Here is a 19,079-nt window from a genome sequence, read left to right on the forward strand (position 1 = left end):
AGGAGTTTTTTGTATATAGCAGTTAAAAAGCGTATTGCAATGAAATTCTAAGAGAGTTACTTAATGGATTAACTGTTTGAGCAGTTGAAAAAAGATAAGAAAAGTCAAGTTGCCAATGAGACACATTAAAACCAGTCCCAACGGTAAGATATTTTTTATCTCCTTTGTTTGGGTGTTGATAGAAATAGCCAGTGCGCAAACACCAATGTTGTAAATAGGTATATTCAAATCCTAATGCCCAAGAGATTTCTCGCATCTCTTCTGAAAAACCATTGGGAGCATCTGTAAACGAAGTAAAAATGCCTTCTAAAAAATCAGTCTTTTTATGTTTCTGTGTATCAGAAGGGACTAATAATTTGTTGAGCTCTACAAGTAAAGAAATATCATTTTCGCTATCTACTGATAGGGTGTAACTCCCACTGAGTTTAAGATTAGTGGGCAGGAAAAACGATTGACCTAAGTCCTCGTATTTGATTTTGCTTCCTATATTGGAAATTTGGAAACCTAATGAATAGCTTCCAAAATGATTACCTACAAGATGTTTTTCAGAAGTATAGTAACCTGAAATATCAAATGCTATCCCTTGGGCAGTAGCTTTTTCTTCTGCGGGTGATCGTAAATTGGAATGTAGATAACGTACCAAAATTCCCATTGAATAATATTCACTTAATTTCAGATTATATGAAAGATCTAATAGCCACTCAGATGGTAAAAAGTTTCCTAATCTATATATATCACTTCCAAAAAGTTGAGTTTGTTGGACTTCTCCTATACTAAAATACCTAAGGTTGCTCCCCCAAGCACTTCTGCTCCCTTTTCTATAATAACTGATGTTTGCTAAGAAAATGTCACGAGATAGTTTGTTTAAGTAAGGAGTATAACTCATTCCTATTCCTGATTTTTGCAGAGAGAAAACATATTTTGATGAATTCCAATATTGTGAGAAAACATCAGGAGAGGAAGCGCCCCCTATATCTCCTCTGCCTGAGGCTATAGCATCAGGACTTATAAGTAAGAAAGGAAATGCCGTAGTAATGGGGTGTTCTTTCTCTTGTGAAAAAACATAAGAGCAACTTAATAGTATAATTAGGAGATAAAATTTCATAGTGAATATTCAAAATATTTTTCAAAGATACAATATTATTTTAAATATCTCCTCTTTTGGTAATTTTTTTGAAATATTTTTTACCAAACTACTCACATAGCAAATTACTCACATAGTCTACTATAAAAAGACATACAAGAACGATTGTAAGTGTAATCATCCTCAAAAAGATTTCCAGAGGCTTTAGTAAGGTAGTTCACTACATCTGCTACACTTGCATAGGTTTCTTATTTTTATCAACAAGAGAGCAATATCACTCTACATTGGGCTAATTTTCTTTTTTAAATCTCTAAACTTTGAAGTAGCCATACTCACAACACAACGCTCAGAGAGAATGCCCCCGTGTCGGTTCTTGGAAATGATGATTTCTACCTCATTTTTGGTACTTTCATTGTTGTATTCCTTATCCCAATGGTCAATTCCGTAATATTCAGGACGATAGAGGAATACCACTTCATCGGCATCTTGTTCAATAGCGCCAGAGTCTCTTAGGTCAGAAAGAAAAGGACGCTTGTCTGTGCGCTGTTCTACATTTCGTGACAGCTGAGAAAGAGCAATCACAGGGATATCGAGTTCTTTTGCAAGTCCTTTCAAACTGCGAGAAATAAAGGAAATCTCCTGCTCTCTATTACCAGCTTTAGGATAGGTAATAAGCTGTAGATAATCAACAAACAATATGTTGATATGATAGCGAAGAGCCATTGACTTTGCCTTCATTTTAAGATTTTCAATTGAAATAGACGAAGTGTCATCTATATGTATTTTCATTTGGGTAAGATTGTCTTTCAGAGAGATATAGCGATACACTTCCTCATCTTTAAGTCCTTTGCGAAGGATGGAAGAATTAGGAATGTCAGTATAATTAGTAATAATTTTAGAGGCAATTTGCTCTGCCGACATTTCCAACGAAAATACCCCTACCGAATATCCTTGAGCTACCATATCTACAATTTGTTGTACTAAAAAAGTAGTTTTCCCCATACCAGGGCGACCCGCAACAATGGTAAGATTAGATTTCTGCCAACCTCCAAATACTTTATTGATAATAGTTAGAGAACTTTGTAATCCTGTGAGCTTCCCTTGATGAATACTCTCGAAATTCTTTTGCACAGCCTCTACTAATTCAGGGAACTCACGCGTTTGACGGTTATTTTCAATAAACTTATCAATAAAAAGGTTATTAAAGCATTCAAAAGCCTTATCGCGTATATCGAATATATCATTCTCTTTCTTTTGAGCCATACTGAGAAGTAAGGAGAATTTATTGATAAAGTCACGCTTTACAGAGGCTTGTACCAAAAGCATTATATGGTACTCTATATTAGCAGATGAAATCGCAAAATTAGCCAAATCAATACAGTAAACAGTGTATGAATTTAGCTTTTTCTTCTCAAATTCTTTTCCTAATAGTATCAAATCTACAGTGCCGTATTGTTTCCAAACTCGCACAATAGTTTCGTAAATAGCTTGATGTTGTGGTGCAGAAAAAAGATAAACACTCAGCATATTATAGTATTGTGCAATGAGTTGGGACTCACTCACAAGATTGCCAAGCACGTATTTCTCTATATCTATGTTTTCATTCATTGTAAGTAGATTTAGGTCTGTTTATTTTTGGAACATTAAAGATGTTTTTATTGTTTGACCTCAGATAAGGCATAGTGTTCTTAAGAGTTTGCTTCCAATTTACAATAGGTTTGTTATATCCACTTACCCAGCCATCATCTTTCCAAGTTTCATATTTTATTTTTAAGTGTACATCTAACCCTTCTTCATAAATATCTAAAGTTTTAGCAAAGTTCATAAATTCTTCAAAAGAAGGAATATCAATGTTTTTAGAAATGTTTTCTTTAGGAACTTCTCTTGGAAGTGTTAGACTTTCTTTTTTAGGCATTTCACTTGTTTTTAGAAATTCTCCTAATTGAGAAACAGACTTCTCTTCCCGTTTTTTAATAACTTGTTTAACGATTGTTTTTTCTCTTTCTACAACAAAATTTCTAACAAGGTAGTCAGGAATAATTCTGTATAAGGTAGGAAATCCATTAGTAATCTGATAACTAATAAGACCTAAATTCCGTAAAGTATCTTTACTTGTTTTTATGGTCTTTCTATTTATTTTCAATCTTTTACTCATTACTTTGTCAGAAAATTCAAAATCTTTACTCCCTACCTTATCCCAATTGTCTAACAGAAAAAGATAAATAGCCACTATAGGTGCTGATAGTGGATAAACATCATTAAAAGTCCAAAACTTTTTTGTTAAACTGAGATAGTCCATTATTCTTTGCTTTTTTTGAGTAGCTCTAAGGCTTTTTCTTTATCAATTATTATGAGTTTACCATTCTGACAAATAGCTTCATCTAAAATCCCCGAACTCTTTATTTTACTTGCTGTACTACGCGAACAACCTAATAATTTTGCTAACCCCTTCAGTCCATACTCATATCTTTTGCTCTTGGTTACCAATGCAAGTTCTATTTCTGTTTTCTGAAGTTCCAAGAACTCTCCAACAGTAAGTTGCCATAAAGGCGTATTGTTATTTAGTATACTCATAGCTTCTTTGTAAATACTTAAAATACTTTTATTCCTTTGTGATAACCATTCCACTTTTTAGGAGGAAAAAACTGTTTCCTTTTCAGAAGCTCTCTAAGAACAGTTACTTCTTCCAAAAGCTCTTCAGGAACTTTCTTTAATTTTTCCCGAGACTCTTCTATCTGTTCTTGCTCTGAACCTTGTAACATAGCAATAAGTGTTTGAGTGTCTTTTTTGGACAATTCAAACTGATTAACGGTTTTATAGGCTATCTGTACAAGAGAGTTCATTGGTTAAATCGCTATACAAAAGCAAACTATTACACTTATTTTATATATAAAAATAATTTTTTAATACAAAATATATTATATTTTATATTTATTATTCCCCTTCTTCTGATGTGGTTTCTGAATTTTTTGTATTAGAATTACAAAAAATCTCTTCCTCAGTAAATCCCTGTTCTTTGTAAAATAGAACAGCTTCCCAAAGAGTCAAATTCCGACTGTTTCTACGAGCTAAACCTAACACTGACTGTTGTTGGTTACCTAATCTTTTAGCTAACTCAATGCTAAAATTATTGTCGTTCAAAATTTTTTCGATGATAATTTTACTTACTTTCATTTTTTATTTATATATTTGCAAAATAAATTTAAATACATTTATATTTAAAAATGTATAAATACTTTTGTTTTCGGTTGCAAATATATAACAAGTTATATAAAATAGCAAACTTTTTTGATGCGAAAATCAATTAAAAATAATTAAAATGTTAGAAATCAATGATTTATTATGGAAGAAATAGAAAGCTTATTAGTGAATGTGTTAGAATTAATGAAAGAATACAAAATTACTGCTTATGAAATTGAGCGAAATACGGGCTTAAGTGCTGTTGGAGTGCAAAAAATAATAAATGGAGAGACAAAAAGGCCTCAACCTAATACTTTAAATACCATTATGGAATACATAAATGGAAAGTATATAAATGTGAAAATATCAAAGAGTAATTTGTATGCTGGAGGTAAACATAAAATAAATCAGGGAGGAGTATACAATGATGGTGAAAACACTAAAGAACTCATCAGTGATTTAATGAATATGATCCGCGAGAAAGATATACAAATTTCAAAGAAAGATGAACAGATACAACAACTGCTACAAATCATAGCAGGGAAAAGTTAATCGCTATAATTTTAGTAAATCCAAAATTTATAGAAATAAACAATAGTTTATGAATCATTGTAACACAGATATTTCCATGTATTAATTAACACTAAAATAGAGTATATAACCGAGTATTTTTATTAGGTTTTTGGGGGTTTTTTGAACCTAAAAAGCATTGATAATCAACATATTTTTAAATCAATGCAAAATTCATAACCCAAAGGTCACGGGTTCAAATCCCGTCTTCGCTACGAAATAGGCGTAATTAGTTTGATAATCAACTAATTACGCCAAGTTTTTTTTTTAAAATAGATGTGTCAGTTTTTAGATTTCTCTATGTTCATTATCACTTTTTCAAATGTTCTGCTATAAGTTCTAATTCTTTATACCATTCTTCTCCAAATTTTCTAATAAGGGCTTCTTTTACAAACTTATAAATTGGCATCTCTAACTCTTTCCCTAAAGTACAAGCTTCATCACATATAGGACTCCAACGATGATAATTTACCGCTGTAAATGAACTATACTCTTGCAAACGTATGGGATATAAATGACAAGATATAGGTTTCTTCCATTCTATTTTTTTATCATTATATGCTTGTTCAATAGCACAAAGTGCCCAACCTTTTTCATTTCGTACTACATAAGCACATTCTCCCCCATTTATCAATGGGGTTTCCCATTCTCCATCTTCTCCTTTTACATATATTCCTTGCTCCTCTATAGCTCTCTTTCCTTCTTCAGTAAGGTATGGTGCCACTTCTGGATAAATACGTTTCATTATATTGAGTTCTCGCTCTTCTATAGGCGCTCCCGCATCTCCTTCTATACAACAAGCTCCTTTGCAGGCGCTAAGGTTACAAACAAAATCTCTTTCTACTATATCTTCTGAAATAATAGTATTAGCTACTTGTATCATTTTATTAAATTATTATGTTAACAATAAAAAAATAAAAGAGTAAAATGTTACTTTTAACTCTTTTATCTGTTTTAAAAATTTTAAAATCAATATACTGACCTACTCTTAATTTAGATTTTCTTAAGTTGTTGTTGCATCATTTTTATCTGTTCGGTCATAAGATTTTGCTTGTCTAACTTTTTAGCTTCTGTAAGAAGCTCTTGGGCTTCGCGTTTTTTGCGTTTTTGCATCATTATACCTGCTAAACTCAATTTTGCCATTGCTACATCGTAACTCATTGTGAGCCCTAATTGCAAGGCTTTACGAAAGTATTTTTCAGCTTGTGTAAGATTTTTTTGTGAATAAATAATTCCGTACATATAGTTGTAATAGCCTTGTTGTTTACGTAATAAGGCTGTTTCAGGGTCTACGATTTTGCCAAGCCATTTTTCCATTCCTGCAAAATCTTGTTTTCGCAAACGCAAAAAGGTAAGCAATATAAACTCATTGCGAAAATACAATAAAATAGGAATAAGTGATAGAAAAATGAGAGCAATGCCATTTCCTATATTTCCTCGAGTGAATTGGTATATTGCCCAAGCTACAATAAGGACAGCTACAACTATTTTTAAGTATTTGTTTTGTAGATATTTCATTTATAGTTTTATTTAAAAAGTTTGCAAAAGTAGTGAATTTCACTGAATAATACTAATATTTAATTGATTTTTTGAATAAAGAGCTCTTCAGGATACTCTATATGAGTGAGAAACAATCCACAAGCTGGCACTGATGCTCCTGCTTTATTTCTATTCTTGCTGAGAATAATATCTTCAAAGTCTGTAAGTGATAGCTTTTGTAATCCAACATCTATAAGAGTTCCTACAATAGCACGCACCATATTGCGTAAGAAACGATCAGCTGTGATGGTAAAGATAAGTTGTTTGTCTATTTTCTCCCAATGTGCTTTATAAATTCTGCATATAAAAGTCTTTACATCAGTATGAGTTTTAGAAAAACATTGAAAATCGCTATAATCAAGGAGTATTTGAGCAGCTTCATTCATTATTGCTACATTTAATGGATGAGTGAAAAACATTGCATAATCATACGCAAACACATCTTTTTGAGTACTAATATGATACTGATAGGTACGTTTGAGAGCATCAAATCGGGTATGAGCATTTGGTTTCATCTCATATATGTTGTGAACAGCAATATCTTTTGGTAAGAAAGCGTTTAATCTGTGTACAAAGTTGGTAGGTAAAGGTTCGGTTACATCAAAATGAGCAAACATTTGTGAAGCATGTACACCACTATCAGTACGTCCTGCTCCTACTACACTTACAGGAGTTCGAAGTATTGTTGAAAGTCCTTGCTCTAAAACTTCTTGCACAGAAATAGCCTTCGGTTGAGATTGCCAACCGTGATAGTTTTTACCAAAGAAAGAGAGTTCTATAAAATAACGCATTTCGACAAAATAGAATATTTTATTGAATAGGAATAAAAAAATAGGAATTAGACTTTTCTCTCTAATTCCTATTTTTCATTTTCATAGGATTCAATTATTGTCCTAAAAGTTTTTTTACACGTTGGAAATTAGCACTATCTCCTAAAGCTCCATAGATGTTTTTCAATTGTTCTAAGATGTTTTCAACATTACCATTTGCTTTGGTATAGTTTTCTAATACTTCAGCACCTTTTTTGAATAAACTATCTTTTTGATCTCTCAATGCTTCAAATTTAGCAATATCAGCTTTAGAGTTTCCTAATTTGTTCATTTGCTCAATCAAACTATTTCCCTCGTTGATGTAGGTAGTAGAGATATTCAAAGCGGCATCGGCGTAGTTAGGTTTAATTTTAAGCGCTTGTTCAAAACCTTTGCGAGCTTCTAAAATATTACCTTGTTGCATATTGATTACCCCAATATTGTAGTGAAGGTCAGCATTATTTGGATCAAGTTGAGCAGCTTCTTGCATTAGTTGTTTAAATTTTTCTTTATTGTCTAACTGCAAGTATACATTAGCTTCAGCAAGGATGATGTTCGCATCTTTAGGATATGCTTTTTTAGCATCTTCAAATGCTTTGATAGCCTCATCAACTTTCTTTTGTTCTACATAGATAAAGGCTATGTTTTTTATGATATCGGCACGTTTAGAAGGCGTTTTTTCAACTCTTGCTTTTTCGTGAGTCCCTGCTTTTACCATTAGTTCAGCTTGGTTTTTATCAGCGAAAGTCTCATCTTGTTTAGTTTGTTTATTGGTTGCGATATAAAGTGTTTCAGCTCCATCATAACCAAGGTCTTTAAGTTCTGAGTACAATTTCACGGCTTTATCATAGTCTTTACCTTCCACTGCTACTACAGCAGCATTGTACAAGAACACAGTATCGCGAGCGCTAAGACGATATACTTGTTCAAAAGCTATTGAAGCATTTTTGTAATCCTTAACTTTATACTTCTCTTGAGCTTGCCCTACTGCAAAGTTTATAGCTTCATCAGCTAATGATTGTAACTGATTAGTATATTTTCCTTTACCGCCTTCTAATTGTTTTACTTTAGCAAAAGCAGCGGTAGCGTTTTGCAAAGAAGCTAAACTTTTGTTTTTCTTAGTAAGCTCAATATTAGCTTGAGCTTCTAAGAAATAGAACTGAGGAGCGAACTCAGTACCTTCTATACTTCCTTTAATGGCATTTAAACCACTTTGAGCTGATGTTAAATCACCTTTACGGATTTGCTTTTCAATCTCTTTAAGTTCTTTTTTTTGTCCGAATGCGACTGCCGAAATAAGTAGAGCAGCAGCCATTAATAATGGTTTTCTCATATTGTTTTGCAATTTTAAAACAGTTTTTTGTTTTATGTATTCATTTATAAGTCGCAAATGTAGTGCTTTATTTTAAAAATACCAAATATTTTTAACTTTTTATTTAGAAACAAATATTATACCAATTGTATTATTTTGATTATTAGATTATTACTTTTTCAAAGGAATAGATTACATCCCTAAGAACCTCATCACTTTGTTGTTATGACGGGTAGTAACATTGAGTTGTTGTGTGAAACTAATTCTAAAAGTAGAGTTTTTAATACTTACAAGGTCGGAATCATTAAAATATACACGCTTGTTGTTATGCAATATTGAAAAATCTATTGTTGAACTTTTAATTTTGTAAGTAAGAGCTATGTTATATCTAAAATTTACATATTGATTGATTTTCATTTTACTTATAGGAGCTGTTTCTCCACCAAAATAAAATCCTAATCCTATTAAGCCGCTAAAAGTGAGATTGGGGGCAAGTTGCCAAAGATTGGCTACCCCTCCACTAAATCCAGCTTGTATATGTTTAAAATCGTCAGTTCTATCTGGATCCACAAGAGGCAAGCTGAGTTTATGATGGAAAATACCTCCTCCAAAATAGAAACTGAAAAAAGGTTTTAGCGGTTCACCTTCTGGATTAAATATATTTTTTAAAGAGGTTTCTCTCCATTTGGTAAAATACAAAAATTCACTTCCTATCTGTTGTACACGAGCATCTTTGAGAAGGTGTATATTTTGACCATTTTCATAATAGAAACCTTTATAACTTTGATAATAAATATCTAACAAAAACTTATTGCTAATAAAGGAATGTAATTGAAAATCAAAATAGCTCGTTTTTCCATATTTATTTTCGTTGCGCAAAGGCATTAAACCTCTAGCATAATCAAGGTTTACATAGGTATTATGTACTCCTAATCCCAACCCCATTGTAAGAGGATAGTTAGGTAATATTGTTTTATTTTTCAAATCTTTATTAATAGGAGCGTCTTCTATATCAACTGCGAGATAATTGATACTCAATGAAGGTTTTATCCACACTTTATAGTGGTATCTTTTAGTAGCTGTGGTATCTTGTGCCCATAAAGTAGTGATTGATAAGAAAAAAAGAATTATGTATTTCATTTTGTCAGAAGTTAAAGAAAAAGGAGTTAGGGCTTGTAGAACCTTTGTCAAAGTCGTAAAGGACTTTGACAAAGGTTCTACAAAGTTTATACCTTAAATTTTAGTAACCTAAGATTTTTAGCATTTCATCAGCTTTTTGTTGTTCCATAAAGAGACGGGAGGTAAGGTTACCATTTTTATCTTTATCGATAAGTACGATTTTAGGTTGTGGAATGAGGCAGTGTTGCAATCCCCCTACCCCACCAATACTATCTTGGTATGCTCCTGTATTGAAGAAACCTATATAGAGTGGTTTATTTTTGTTATATTTAGGCAGATAGATAGCGTTCATATTTTGTTCGCTGTTGTAATAATCATCACCATCACAAGTGAGTCCTCCGAGGAGTACGCGTTCGTACTCATCATTCCAACGGTTGATAGGTAATAATACAAAACGTTTATTAATAGCCCAAGAATCGGGTAAAGTAGTAATGAAAGAGGAATTAATCATATTCCATTTCTCGCGGTCGTTTTGTTGTTTTTGGTACATTATCTCGTAGATAGCGCCTCCTGCCTCACCCACTGTAAAACTACCAAATTCAGTAAAAATGTTGGGTACGGGTACTTTTTCTTGGTCGCAAGTAATTTTTATCTGACGGATAATCTCATCAACCATATAGGCGTAGTCGTACTCAAAAGCTAACGAACTCTTGATAGGGAAACCTCCACCTATATTAAGGCTATCAAGTTCAGGAGCTACTTTTTTAAGTTGGATATAGACGCGCAAACACTTCAAGAGTTCATTCCAATAGTAGGCATTATCTTTAATACCTGTATTGATAAAGAAGTGCAACATTTTGAGGCGTACTTTAGGGTTATCCTTAATCTCTCGATTGTAGAAAGGTACAATATTTTTGTAGCCAATACCTAAACGACTGGTATAGAACTCAGAACGAGGGTCTTCTTCAGAAGCAATGCGAATACCAATATTGTATGAGCCTTTTATTTTTTCTTCAAACAAATTGATTTCCTCATAGTTATCAATGATAGGAATACAATTTTGATAGCCACGATTGATAAGATCGGCAATGCCATCAATATAAGCATCGCGTTTGAAGCCATTACACAAAATATAATTCTCTTTGGTAATCAATCCTTCGCTGATAAGGTTGTTGATAATGTTGATATCAAAAGCTGAAGAGGTTTCCATGTGGATATCATTCTTCAAAGCTTCTACCATTACGTGTTTGAAATGAGAACTTTTGGTGCAATAACAGTAGTTATAAGCCCCTTTGTATTTGTGTTTTTTAATAGCTTTTTCAAACCATTTTTTGGCACGTTGAATATTCTCGGATATTCTGGGTAGATACATAAATTTGAGGGGAGCTCCATACTTGCGTACAAGTTCCATCAAATCAATATTGTGAAAGCGAAGTTCATCGCCATCTAAAGTAAATTCATCTTGTGGAAAATAGTAGGTTTGGTCAATTAGGTCGATATATTTATTTTTCATTTGTACAGTGTAAATTAAATAATGAGTAATTTTCTATAAAAAAACATTTGAGGCAACCTTAATTTGTTACCTATTTATTACCTAACTACACCTGATTCAAATACGAAGTGGTGAAAGACTACTTTTAGCCTTAAATTTAATTTGTAGAGAATGAGTGCGTGCAGAGTGAAAATAACTTAAAAATAAAATGTTCATTTTCAACGACCAAAGGTTTTAGTAATTAAATTATCTTATACTTCAGAAATAGTATATTACTATTTGAGTGCAAAAATAATTATTATTTTTGAATTACAAACACATTGGATAGAAAAAAGTGAGGAATATTTTATAGTCTGGAACATTCATTTAGATATTTTTAAGGTTCAAGTTGTGGAATATACTCATTTTATAGAGGACAAAAATACCTCCAGAAAGGATAAAATTTCTTGGAGGTATTTTTTATAAAAACAAATACTATTTTGATTTTCCTTGATTTGCAACGCTGTTAATAGCAGCTGCAATTGCTTCTTGGTCACCTAAGTAATAGTGTTTGATAGGTTTTAAGTTAGCATCAAGTTCATACACCAAAGGTACCCCTGTAGGGATGTTAAGTTTAAGGATTTCATCCTCAGAAAGTCCATCGAGGTATTGAACTAATGAGCGCAAACTATTACCGTGAGCTGCAATGATCACACTTTTACCAGCTTTGATGTCAGGAGCTATCTCGTTGAACCATATAGGCAACATACGATCATAGCAATCTTTAAGGCTCTCTCCGGGAGTTTTTTCCTCTTTAGTAAGTGAGTTGTAACGACGGTCGTGTGAAGGGTGACGTTCATCGGATTCTTCGATAAATGGAGGGCGTACATCGTAAGAGCGACGCCATAAAAGTACTTGGTCTTCACCATATTTAGCAGCTGTTTCAGCTTTGTTTAAGCCTTGTAATGCTCCATAACTTTTCTCGTTGAGTCTCCAGCTTTTGTGAGTAGGTACCCAAAGGTCACCCATTGCTTCTAAAGCATTGTTCAAGGTTTTGATAGCTCTTTTAAGTACAGATGTGTAGGCAACATCGAATTTGAAACCTTCTTCTTTCATAACACGTCCTGCTTCACGAGCTTCTTGTACTCCTTGCTCAGTTAAATCTACATCTTGCCACCCTGTGAATAGGTTGAGCTTGTTCCATTCACTTTGTCCGTGGCGTAAAAGTACTACTTTATACATATATAATTCAATTAATTTTGTTTTTATTCGCCTTCATTTTTTCCACCTAAGCCTTTAAGGAAGTTACCTAATTGTTTTTTAGCTTCCTTTTTAGCCTCTTCTTTGGCTTTTTCTTTCACTTTAGTCATTGTGCTATCTCTGTTTTTCATCAGTCCACCAACAGTTTTTGTGATTTCGCCTGCTGTACCTGAACTGGTTTTACCTCCTAAAGCCTTTTGTAATGCGTCGGTGCCTTTAGCGGTAAGGTTGTTAATTTGGTTTTTAGCTATTTGGGTAGCCAAATCTTTTACTACGGTTTTGGCATCAGTGCTTACTTGAGGTTTTTTGAAAGTTCCACCTACGGTTGCTACCACAGGCAAGTTGGTTATTTTTTTCTGATTTTCAGGAGTGAGTTTTGACAACAAACCTTCAGCCTCTTTACCTAACATTTGAGGAGGAACATTGAAAGTGAGCTTATAATTCATCTGTTGGTCAAATCCGTGAGAACCTGCCACTTCTATGGCTACATCTTTATATTTGATAGTAAAAGGTTTAATTTTTACTTTTCCATCCTCAAAATCAACCGCTGCTTTTACATCTTTCAGGTTGAGATTGGCTAAATTTAATCCTGTAAACTGACTGTCTAAGGCTGAGAGTAGAGGAGAACCGTGGCTGTCAATCTTAGAGTCTATAAGCGCGGCAAATAGGTCGCCAGAGATACTGTTAATTTCAGGAGTTAAATCGTTTTTCAAATTACCTTTTACATTGATAACTGTATTCACTTTTCCTTGTACGGCTTTTGCAATAGGAGCTATCTTTTCGAGCATAGTAATTTGTGTAAAAGCATCGGATATGTTAAGGCGATTGAGGTTCAAGTCTACGTCAAAGGTAGGTATTTTTTCTTTGGTAGACACATCACCTGTAAGTGCTATATTCCCTCCAAAAATATCTGATTTTAAGTTTTCTAAAGCCACTTTTTGGTCTTTTATAATTAGCTTACCTGATACGTTGCTTAATTTTAAATTGTCGTATAACACCGTATTAGCTTTGGCAGTAAGTGCACAATCTAAGAAAGCGGGTACTTTTATAGCTGATTGAGCAGGAGCTTTAGCAGTTGTTTTAGGAGCTTCTTTAGTTTCTTGTTTAGGAGTTGCTGTTTCGGCAGTAGCAGGTTGCATAAAATCATTTACCACCAATTTGTTAGAAGAAAGGTTAAAGTTCCCTTTGAGGATTTCTTTTCTGAAAGCAAAACCATATAGATTATCGATTGTTCCTGTTAGATGCAAATCGGTTTCACCCGTACGGGCATCGAATTGAGACAGCCCAATGTGTGAAGGACTAAATGCTACATTCAAATTATCGATATGGAAAGGTTTTACGAACTCTTCTCCTGCGTATACAAATTGAGAAAGCGACAAATTACCCTGCGCTTTGATATTTTGGTAGTTTTTAGTTTCTACTGATTTCATATCCAACTGTGTAGCGATATCGGCACGAAGAATACCGGAGAACTTCTTATCCAACGAAATAGGATAAGCTTGTGATAAGTTAGCCAAATTGATAGTACCTTTTATCGCTAAATCAACAAATGGATTTACTACCATATTGCTCACATTGGCACGAGCTGAGAAGTGGTCTTGGTCGATACTCATTGTAAATTTATTGAGGTTTACTTTGGTATCATTAGTAATACCTGTAGCATTATTCACTTTGAGGTCGATAGTGATATCACGCACTGTTTTAGGGAGGTTTGGATATTTGAAAGAAGCATTATCAGCATACATTTCAAGACCAAAAGTAGGGATTTTATCACCTACCATATCTCCCTTAGCAAAGCCTTTGAGTGTGAGATTACCTGTAGTTTTTACATTTTCAATACTTTTAGCATACTCTTCAGGGATAAGAGCTAAGAAGTTTTGAAATGAATTAGTAGGGGTGCTAAAAGTAAGGTCGTAATGTTGTCCTTCCTCTAACAGTTGAATAAAACCATCAAATACTAAATCTAATCGATTTACGGTAGCTTTATTTTGTTTGAAAGTGTACTTTTGATTTTTTAGGTCGATGCCTAAAATAGCTTGAAGTGTAATGGGAACTTGTTTCATAAAAGTACTTTTATCCATTGCAAAAGTTACATTGGCTTTAGTTTGTGTATCTAAATCTAATACTTCTTCAGCAAAGTTACCTTTTCCGCTATGGTAGATGTCGGCTACTTCCATAAATAGGTTACCATCATCCATTTTGAAAGTGAATTTCAAATTCTCGATGTTGTATTGTTGAATATCAAGTTTAATAGGGGCAGATTCTTCTTCAGGTTTATCGGAAGGGATAGCGATATCAAAGTTACCAGCTCCTTCTTTATTGAGGTGAATGTATACAGAAGCATCTTTTACATTAGCTCCTAACAAATTGTAGTTACCCGCTAATAAATCTTTGATACTCAAAGTTACATCAATATGTTTAGCAGCAAAAAGGGTATCGCCTACAAAAGGCTCTTTATTTACTAATACAAAATTGTTGAGAGTAACGTGTGCCTTAGGAAAGTTTTTGAATAGACTGATATCTACATCTTGTAAAGCAATATTCGCTTTCAAATTCTCGTTTGCCATCTCAATCACCTTTTCTTTGATAGTATCTTTAAAGAAAAAAGGGATAGCAAGCATTGCAATAATGAGGAGTAAAAGTGAGATACCTCCCCATTTCAGTATTTTTTTAGCTATTTTCATTGTGTTTATGATTATGTTTTATAGAGGGCAAAGGTACAAAATAATTTTGAATTGTTACAATCGTTCTACAAATAAAACAGTATCGTCTACAGAAATTATTTTCACGATGGTGTTAGAAGGGAGGCGTTCACCGGTGGTCATAGCATCTAATTCGTGTATAGTACCGCGCACACTAATGGTTACTTTGCCTCTTCCCTGTTTGTATTCAGGAATAGGGATATAAACCTCGGCAGTTTTGCCTATGGTTTCAGAGAATTTGAAAGTATTATCTTCTGAAAGTTTCATCAGAGCTCTGATAATAAGGAAGAAAAGATATACAAACAAAGCTCCTACTATAGTAGCTAAGGCTATGAGTAAGAGCTGATTGTGTATAATTTTATAAAATGAAATACCAGTCCAGCTAAATCCTAACAAGAAGTTAATCAAATTGCGGAAAGAGAAAAGCTGGAAAGGTGTGTCGCCTCCGTTGAGATCACCGTCAAAATCGGCAGAAGTACCATCGGAGGCGTCACTTCCTATGAATGTAAGAATCATTTGAATGATAAAAATCACTGAAGTAGGAATTGCTATCATCCAAAATCCTTTTAAAAGAGTATCAAGGTTATTGAAAACTTCTAACATAGTATATTGTTTTTTATGGTTATTTATCGTATTGATTTAGGATCTACGCCTGTATTGATAATCGCTTGACGAATATCGGTAAAAGTTTTTAGATTTGCTTTTCCTTTTACAATATCGAAATTATTTCCTTTTTTAAGGAAATAAATAATATTTGATTGTCCACCAAAATAAGGAGGTTTAAGATTATCAATACTACCTCCTGTTCTTACAGCTGTAAAGAAAGCTACGTATTGTTTGACACGTTCTTCGATTTCGTTTTTATTTTGGTTAAAATCGTAAGATACCACTTCCCAGTCACTATTGCTTAGGCGTTTTGCATTGATTTTTACCTTATCTACCACACTTTCAGAGCAAGATGGAGAGTTGAAACGTTTCAAATCAGCAATAAACTCTTCGGTAAGGCTTACATTTGTAGCTTGAGGCCTTGCACCTGTTCTGATGTGTCTCACTACAGTTTTACCATCAGTTTTTTCTACTATAGTTGTAGTAGTTCTTTCGACAGGGGGAGTATTCTTAGGTTCAGGATTATTTTTAGGAGCTGCAACAGGTTTAGGTTCTCTTGTAGGTTCAGGTGCAGGAGTAGCTATTTCAACTACATTATCCTCCTGGTTTTCACGGTTTTTAGTTTGAGAAATAATTTGCTCTAAATCTTTTTGATAAGATTTCAACTCTGAAGCTCCACCTCTTAAATAAGGGCGTAACAAGCTATCAACTTGTTCGCTATTATAAGCAGAATAATCAAAATCTTTTAAGAAATTTTCCCATACAGCTTTTTCAAATTCAGGGCGCAATTTTTCGGTGAGGTAATTGCGTTTTTTTGCTTCGGCTAAGAAAAGAGTTCCTTTAGGGTCGGCATGAGTACTTTTCCAATTCTGCACTTCAGCAAGGAAGAAACGAGCTGGAGATACTACATCAATTTTAAGAGTATCTTTATTGCCTTCCTGTACCATTGTAGCTAATTTAGCAAGTTGTTCTTTATTGAACACAACAGTATCTTTTCCTTCTTCAGCAAAAGTAATTACCAATTTAGTTTCAGTTTCAGGTAAGCCTTTTTTGAGACGAATGTAAGTACTATCAATTTCATAATTATGTTCGTCTATGTTTGTTAAGAAATGGATATCTTCGATTTTGCTTTCCGATTTGAAAGCAATGTATGCCTTGGTAGGGTCTTTAAGCATAGGGAAAATAAACCAATAACCTATTCCCACTAATGCCAAAACAAACACCACTATAGATGCTATTTTGAGCCAGAAGAAGCGAGATTTGTGTATAGGTTCATTTTTATTGTCACTCACAGTAGCTAAGCTGTTGTTTATCACAGCAAGTTGATTTTTTGCTCTAGGACTTTCGGAAGCAAGCATTTGAGGATTGTGTACATTACCCTCGATTTCATAGTTTATTTCACCACTTTTAGAGATACTTATCACTCTTTTAGTTTCCTGATTTTCAAACTCAAAGTGATATAAGTGTTCAGGGAGAACTATCTCTATAGGCGAATCACTACGCAAAGAAGTGCTAAACACAATCCCGTTGATTTTCAATGCTACAGCTACTATTTTATTAGAAACGACTGTAAAGTGATATTGCTCAAAAGGTATAGTGAGAGGGATTCTCTCATCCACTACATAATTACTTCTAAAGACAATGCCATTATAGCTAATATTAAATATTTTTTGAGCCTCATCACCTTTGAAGAGGAAATAAAAGCCTTTGCTATCACTATGAGGTTTTATCTTGAAACTACCACTTTCTAAGGATAAGAAAGTGATGTATTTTTGGAAGTCGTACTGAGGAGTTTCTACATAGAGTTTGGTTTCCTTTTCTACAAAAGGAATAAATTCTAAGCTATAACTATTATTAGTACGCTTGATATATCCTTTTTTGATTGCTTTCTTAACGGTATCGTTATAGGAGAACATTTGGTAATACTTAGACTTCTCGAGGAGTAACTCTATAGTATCATCATCAGAGAAAATCTCGCTTTCATAAGTAGTACTCACATCTCTACCATTTCTCATAAAAGCCAGAACTTTGATTCTCTTGTCGGCAATAGTAAAGTGAGATGTACCACTATTATTAGTAGTTGCAGTTGTATTTTGCTGAGTTCTATATTCAGGAAAGAAAAGTTCTATACTATAAGCACGAGGATTCTCTACAAATTCTTTTCTCAAGAAAACAACGTCCTGAATATTATCGAACTCTGGGCGATAAGGCATATTGAAATACTTATCTACTTCATAAATATCACTATAAGGAAAAATTTTAGGAGTATATGGCATTTCTAAAGTACAAGGCTTAGGCTGAAGTTCTTCAGTAAGTTGTTTTTCATAGCCACGTAGGAGATTGAAATAAGGGAAGATATCTTCTTTTTCGTTGAGCAAAGGCGCACCATTCTCGTAATTGATATGTTCAGCGAAGTACATATCCATCAATAAGTTGAGTACTTGTCGTATTCCACGCCATTGCAAAGTGTGAGGAACATACAACGATATAGCAATATACACTCCTGTCTGACCATTTACTTCACGAGAAGAACGGTACTGGGTGTATATTTTGTAGTTTTGCGTAAATTGAAGTGTGTAGAAATCTACACGAGGAGTGTGGATACGAATAAAAGCACTAAGGTCTTTTAATCTATCTTTAACCTCTTTAAGTTGAAAATTAACTCCTTGAGAAGCTAATACTTTACAACCTTGTTTGTAGCCCCATATAGTTAGGCCGACTGTATTAATTTTTGATTCCATTGTAATAAGAAACTTGCTAAAAAACGAGGCAAAGGTATATATTATTTTTGAGAAAAAAAAATATATTTGTAAAAAAAATACCTACCAAAGATTTCACGTCTTTAATAGGTATCAAAAATTATAATTGATATGAACTATTTACTACTTATAATTTATTAGTTTTCAGCAGATTGCTCAGCTGGAGCCTCAGTTTTAGGTTCCTCCACTTTTTCAGCAGGTTTAGCTTCAACTTTGGCTACTTCTGCTACAATTTCGAATGGGAAATCAACGATTACTTCACGGTGTAAACGGATAGCTGCGCTGTATTTACCTGTACGTTTGATAGTGTTACCTGCGATAGAGATAAATTTTTTATCGATATCGTGACCAGCTTTAGCTAATTCTTGAGCAACATCAGCGTGATTAACAGAACCGAAGAGTTTATCACCTGCACCTACTTTGGCTACAATTTTCACTGCCAAGTTAGCAAGAGCTTTAGCAGTTTTCTTAGCTTCTTCGATGATGTGTTGCTCTTTATAAGCTTTTTGTTTTAAGTTTTCAGCTAATACCTTTTTTGCTGAGGGAGTAGCTAAAATTGCGAATCCTTGCGGAATGAGGTAATTACGACCATAGCCGTTTTTTACAGTAACGACATCGTCTTTAAAACCTAAATTATGTACGTCTTGTTTAAGTATAATTTCCATAGT

The 19,079-nt window shown here is 33.6% G+C and carries 18 protein-coding genes; 1 reads left to right on the plus strand and 17 read right to left on the minus strand.

The annotated features are described in order from the left end of the window. Window positions 1-22: 22 nt before the first annotated feature. The 6 genes from porV to JMN12_RS03245 form a co-directional block, all read right to left on the minus strand. The gene (porV, locus tag JMN12_RS03220) at window positions 23-1,105 is read right to left on the minus strand and encodes a type IX secretion system outer membrane channel protein PorV (RefSeq protein WP_088594367.1); all 1,083 of its coding nucleotides are present in this window, start codon (window positions 1,103-1,105) and stop codon (window positions 23-25) included. Window positions 1,106-1,363: 258 nt separating this feature from the next. Beyond that, window positions 1,364-2,692 carry a replicative DNA helicase gene (locus JMN12_RS03225; RefSeq protein ID WP_203137112.1) on the minus strand — a complete coding sequence of 443 codons (1,329 nt, stop codon included), beginning with the start codon at window positions 2,690-2,692 and terminating at the stop codon, window positions 1,364-1,366. Next, entirely contained in the window at window positions 2,685-3,383 is a 699-nt protein-coding gene (locus JMN12_RS03230; RefSeq protein ID WP_088594369.1) for a transcriptional regulator, read from the minus strand. The genes JMN12_RS03225 and JMN12_RS03230 overlap by 8 nt, the downstream gene beginning before the upstream one ends. Then, window positions 3,383-3,658 carry a DUF3853 family protein gene (locus JMN12_RS03235; RefSeq protein WP_088594370.1) on the minus strand — a complete coding sequence of 92 codons (276 nt, stop codon included), beginning with the start codon at window positions 3,656-3,658 and terminating at the stop codon, window positions 3,383-3,385. The genes JMN12_RS03230 and JMN12_RS03235 overlap by 1 nt, the downstream gene beginning before the upstream one ends. Before the next feature lie 17 nt (window positions 3,659-3,675). Next, on the minus strand, window positions 3,676-3,927 hold the full coding sequence (locus JMN12_RS03240) for a hypothetical protein (protein ID WP_088594371.1): 252 nt from the start codon (window positions 3,925-3,927) through the stop codon (window positions 3,676-3,678). Window positions 3,928-4,018: 91 nt separating this feature from the next. Next, entirely contained in the window at window positions 4,019-4,258 is a 240-nt protein-coding gene (locus JMN12_RS03245) for a hypothetical protein (protein ID WP_088594372.1), read from the minus strand. 168 nt (window positions 4,259-4,426) lie between these two features. Here JMN12_RS03245 and JMN12_RS03250 point away from each other — a divergent pair, with 168 nt between their 5' ends. After that, a complete protein-coding gene (locus tag JMN12_RS03250) occupies window positions 4,427-4,816 on the plus strand; it encodes a helix-turn-helix domain-containing protein (RefSeq protein ID WP_088594373.1) in 390 nt (129 codons plus the stop codon). Window positions 4,817-5,144: 328 nt separating this feature from the next. Here JMN12_RS03250 and JMN12_RS03255 read toward each other — a convergent pair whose 3' ends face one another. The 11 genes from JMN12_RS03255 to rplI all read right to left on the minus strand — a co-directional run bounded on the left by JMN12_RS03255 (window position 5,145) and on the right by rplI (window position 19,076). After that, complete coding sequence (locus tag JMN12_RS03255; RefSeq protein WP_088594374.1) at window positions 5,145-5,717, minus strand: DUF3109 family protein; 573 nt, start codon at window positions 5,715-5,717, stop codon at window positions 5,145-5,147. A 110-nt stretch (window positions 5,718-5,827) separates the two neighbouring features. Next, a complete protein-coding gene (locus JMN12_RS03260; RefSeq protein WP_203137114.1) occupies window positions 5,828-6,352 on the minus strand; it encodes a DUF2892 domain-containing protein in 525 nt (174 codons plus the stop codon). A 59-nt stretch (window positions 6,353-6,411) separates the two neighbouring features. After that, window positions 6,412-7,164, minus strand: a complete 753-nt coding sequence (gene truA / locus JMN12_RS03265; RefSeq protein WP_203137116.1) for a tRNA pseudouridine(38-40) synthase TruA — start codon at window positions 7,162-7,164, stop codon at window positions 6,412-6,414. A gap of 94 nt (window positions 7,165-7,258) precedes the next feature. After that, window positions 7,259-8,515 (minus strand): tetratricopeptide repeat protein, encoded by a 1,257-nt coding sequence (locus JMN12_RS03270; RefSeq protein WP_009751045.1) that lies wholly within the window; start codon window positions 8,513-8,515, stop codon window positions 7,259-7,261. Between the two features lie 171 nt (window positions 8,516-8,686). Next, complete coding sequence (locus tag JMN12_RS03275) at window positions 8,687-9,634, minus strand: DUF4421 family protein (protein WP_203082139.1); 948 nt, start codon at window positions 9,632-9,634, stop codon at window positions 8,687-8,689. 100 nt (window positions 9,635-9,734) lie between these two features. Next, window positions 9,735-11,126, minus strand: coding sequence for a Pyridoxal-dependent decarboxylase sheet domain protein (locus tag JMN12_RS03280; protein ID WP_009751043.1), 1,392 nt, complete (start codon window positions 11,124-11,126; stop codon window positions 9,735-9,737). Between the two features lie 453 nt (window positions 11,127-11,579). Continuing rightward, window positions 11,580-12,326, minus strand: a complete 747-nt coding sequence (gene gpmA, locus JMN12_RS03285; protein WP_009751041.1) for a 2,3-diphosphoglycerate-dependent phosphoglycerate mutase — start codon at window positions 12,324-12,326, stop codon at window positions 11,580-11,582. 23 nt (window positions 12,327-12,349) lie between these two features. After that, entirely contained in the window at window positions 12,350-15,028 is a 2,679-nt protein-coding gene (locus JMN12_RS03290) for an AsmA-like C-terminal region-containing protein (protein WP_203082138.1), read from the minus strand. Window positions 15,029-15,082: 54 nt separating this feature from the next. Continuing rightward, entirely contained in the window at window positions 15,083-15,649 is a 567-nt protein-coding gene (locus tag JMN12_RS03295) for an NfeD family protein (RefSeq protein WP_009751039.1), read from the minus strand. A gap of 23 nt (window positions 15,650-15,672) precedes the next feature. Next, complete coding sequence (locus JMN12_RS03300) at window positions 15,673-18,393, minus strand: hypothetical protein (RefSeq protein ID WP_203137117.1); 2,721 nt, start codon at window positions 18,391-18,393, stop codon at window positions 15,673-15,675. A gap of 155 nt (window positions 18,394-18,548) precedes the next feature. After that, window positions 18,549-19,076, minus strand: coding sequence for a 50S ribosomal protein L9 (gene rplI, locus JMN12_RS03305; RefSeq protein ID WP_088594379.1), 528 nt, complete (start codon window positions 19,074-19,076; stop codon window positions 18,549-18,551). Window positions 19,077-19,079 lie beyond the last annotated feature (3 nt).

The sequence above is a fragment of the Capnocytophaga genosp. AHN8471 genome, from assembly GCF_016806945.1.
GTDB classification, from domain to species: Bacteria; Bacteroidota; Bacteroidia; order Flavobacteriales; family Flavobacteriaceae; genus Capnocytophaga; species Capnocytophaga periodontitidis.

Excerpts from the sequence above, each read along its gene's own strand:
- porV (WP_088594367.1), bottom strand. The coding sequence starts at position 1,105 with ATGAAATTTTATCTCCTAATTATACTATTAAGTTGCTCTTATGTTTTT.
- JMN12_RS03225 (WP_203137112.1), bottom strand. The coding sequence starts at position 2,692 with ATGAATGAAAACATAGATATAGAGAAATACGTGCTTGGCAATCTTGTG.
- JMN12_RS03230 (WP_088594369.1), bottom strand. The coding sequence starts at position 3,383 with ATGGACTATCTCAGTTTAACAAAAAAGTTTTGGACTTTTAATGATGTT.
- JMN12_RS03235 (WP_088594370.1), bottom strand. The coding sequence starts at position 3,658 with ATGAGTATACTAAATAACAATACGCCTTTATGGCAACTTACTGTTGGA.
- JMN12_RS03240 (WP_088594371.1), bottom strand. The coding sequence starts at position 3,927 with ATGAACTCTCTTGTACAGATAGCCTATAAAACCGTTAATCAGTTTGAA.
- JMN12_RS03245 (WP_088594372.1), bottom strand. The coding sequence starts at position 4,258 with ATGAAAGTAAGTAAAATTATCATCGAAAAAATTTTGAACGACAATAAT.
- JMN12_RS03250 (WP_088594373.1), top strand. The coding sequence starts at position 4,427 with ATGGAAGAAATAGAAAGCTTATTAGTGAATGTGTTAGAATTAATGAAA.
- JMN12_RS03255 (WP_088594374.1), bottom strand. The coding sequence starts at position 5,717 with ATGATACAAGTAGCTAATACTATTATTTCAGAAGATATAGTAGAAAGA.
- JMN12_RS03260 (WP_203137114.1), bottom strand. The coding sequence starts at position 6,352 with ATGAAATATCTACAAAACAAATACTTAAAAATAGTTGTAGCTGTCCTT.
- truA (WP_203137116.1), bottom strand. The coding sequence starts at position 7,164 with ATGCGTTATTTTATAGAACTCTCTTTCTTTGGTAAAAACTATCACGGT.
- JMN12_RS03270 (WP_009751045.1), bottom strand. The coding sequence starts at position 8,515 with ATGAGAAAACCATTATTAATGGCTGCTGCTCTACTTATTTCGGCAGTC.
- JMN12_RS03275 (WP_203082139.1), bottom strand. The coding sequence starts at position 9,634 with ATGAAATACATAATTCTTTTTTTCTTATCAATCACTACTTTATGGGCA.
- JMN12_RS03280 (WP_009751043.1), bottom strand. The coding sequence starts at position 11,126 with ATGAAAAATAAATATATCGACCTAATTGACCAAACCTACTATTTTCCA.
- gpmA (WP_009751041.1), bottom strand. The coding sequence starts at position 12,326 with ATGTATAAAGTAGTACTTTTACGCCACGGACAAAGTGAATGGAACAAG.
- JMN12_RS03290 (WP_203082138.1), bottom strand. The coding sequence starts at position 15,028 with ATGAAAATAGCTAAAAAAATACTGAAATGGGGAGGTATCTCACTTTTA.
- JMN12_RS03295 (WP_009751039.1), bottom strand. The coding sequence starts at position 15,649 with ATGTTAGAAGTTTTCAATAACCTTGATACTCTTTTAAAAGGATTTTGG.
- JMN12_RS03300 (WP_203137117.1), bottom strand. The coding sequence starts at position 18,393 with ATGGAATCAAAAATTAATACAGTCGGCCTAACTATATGGGGCTACAAA.
- rplI (WP_088594379.1), bottom strand. The coding sequence starts at position 19,076 with ATGGAAATTATACTTAAACAAGACGTACATAATTTAGGTTTTAAAGAC.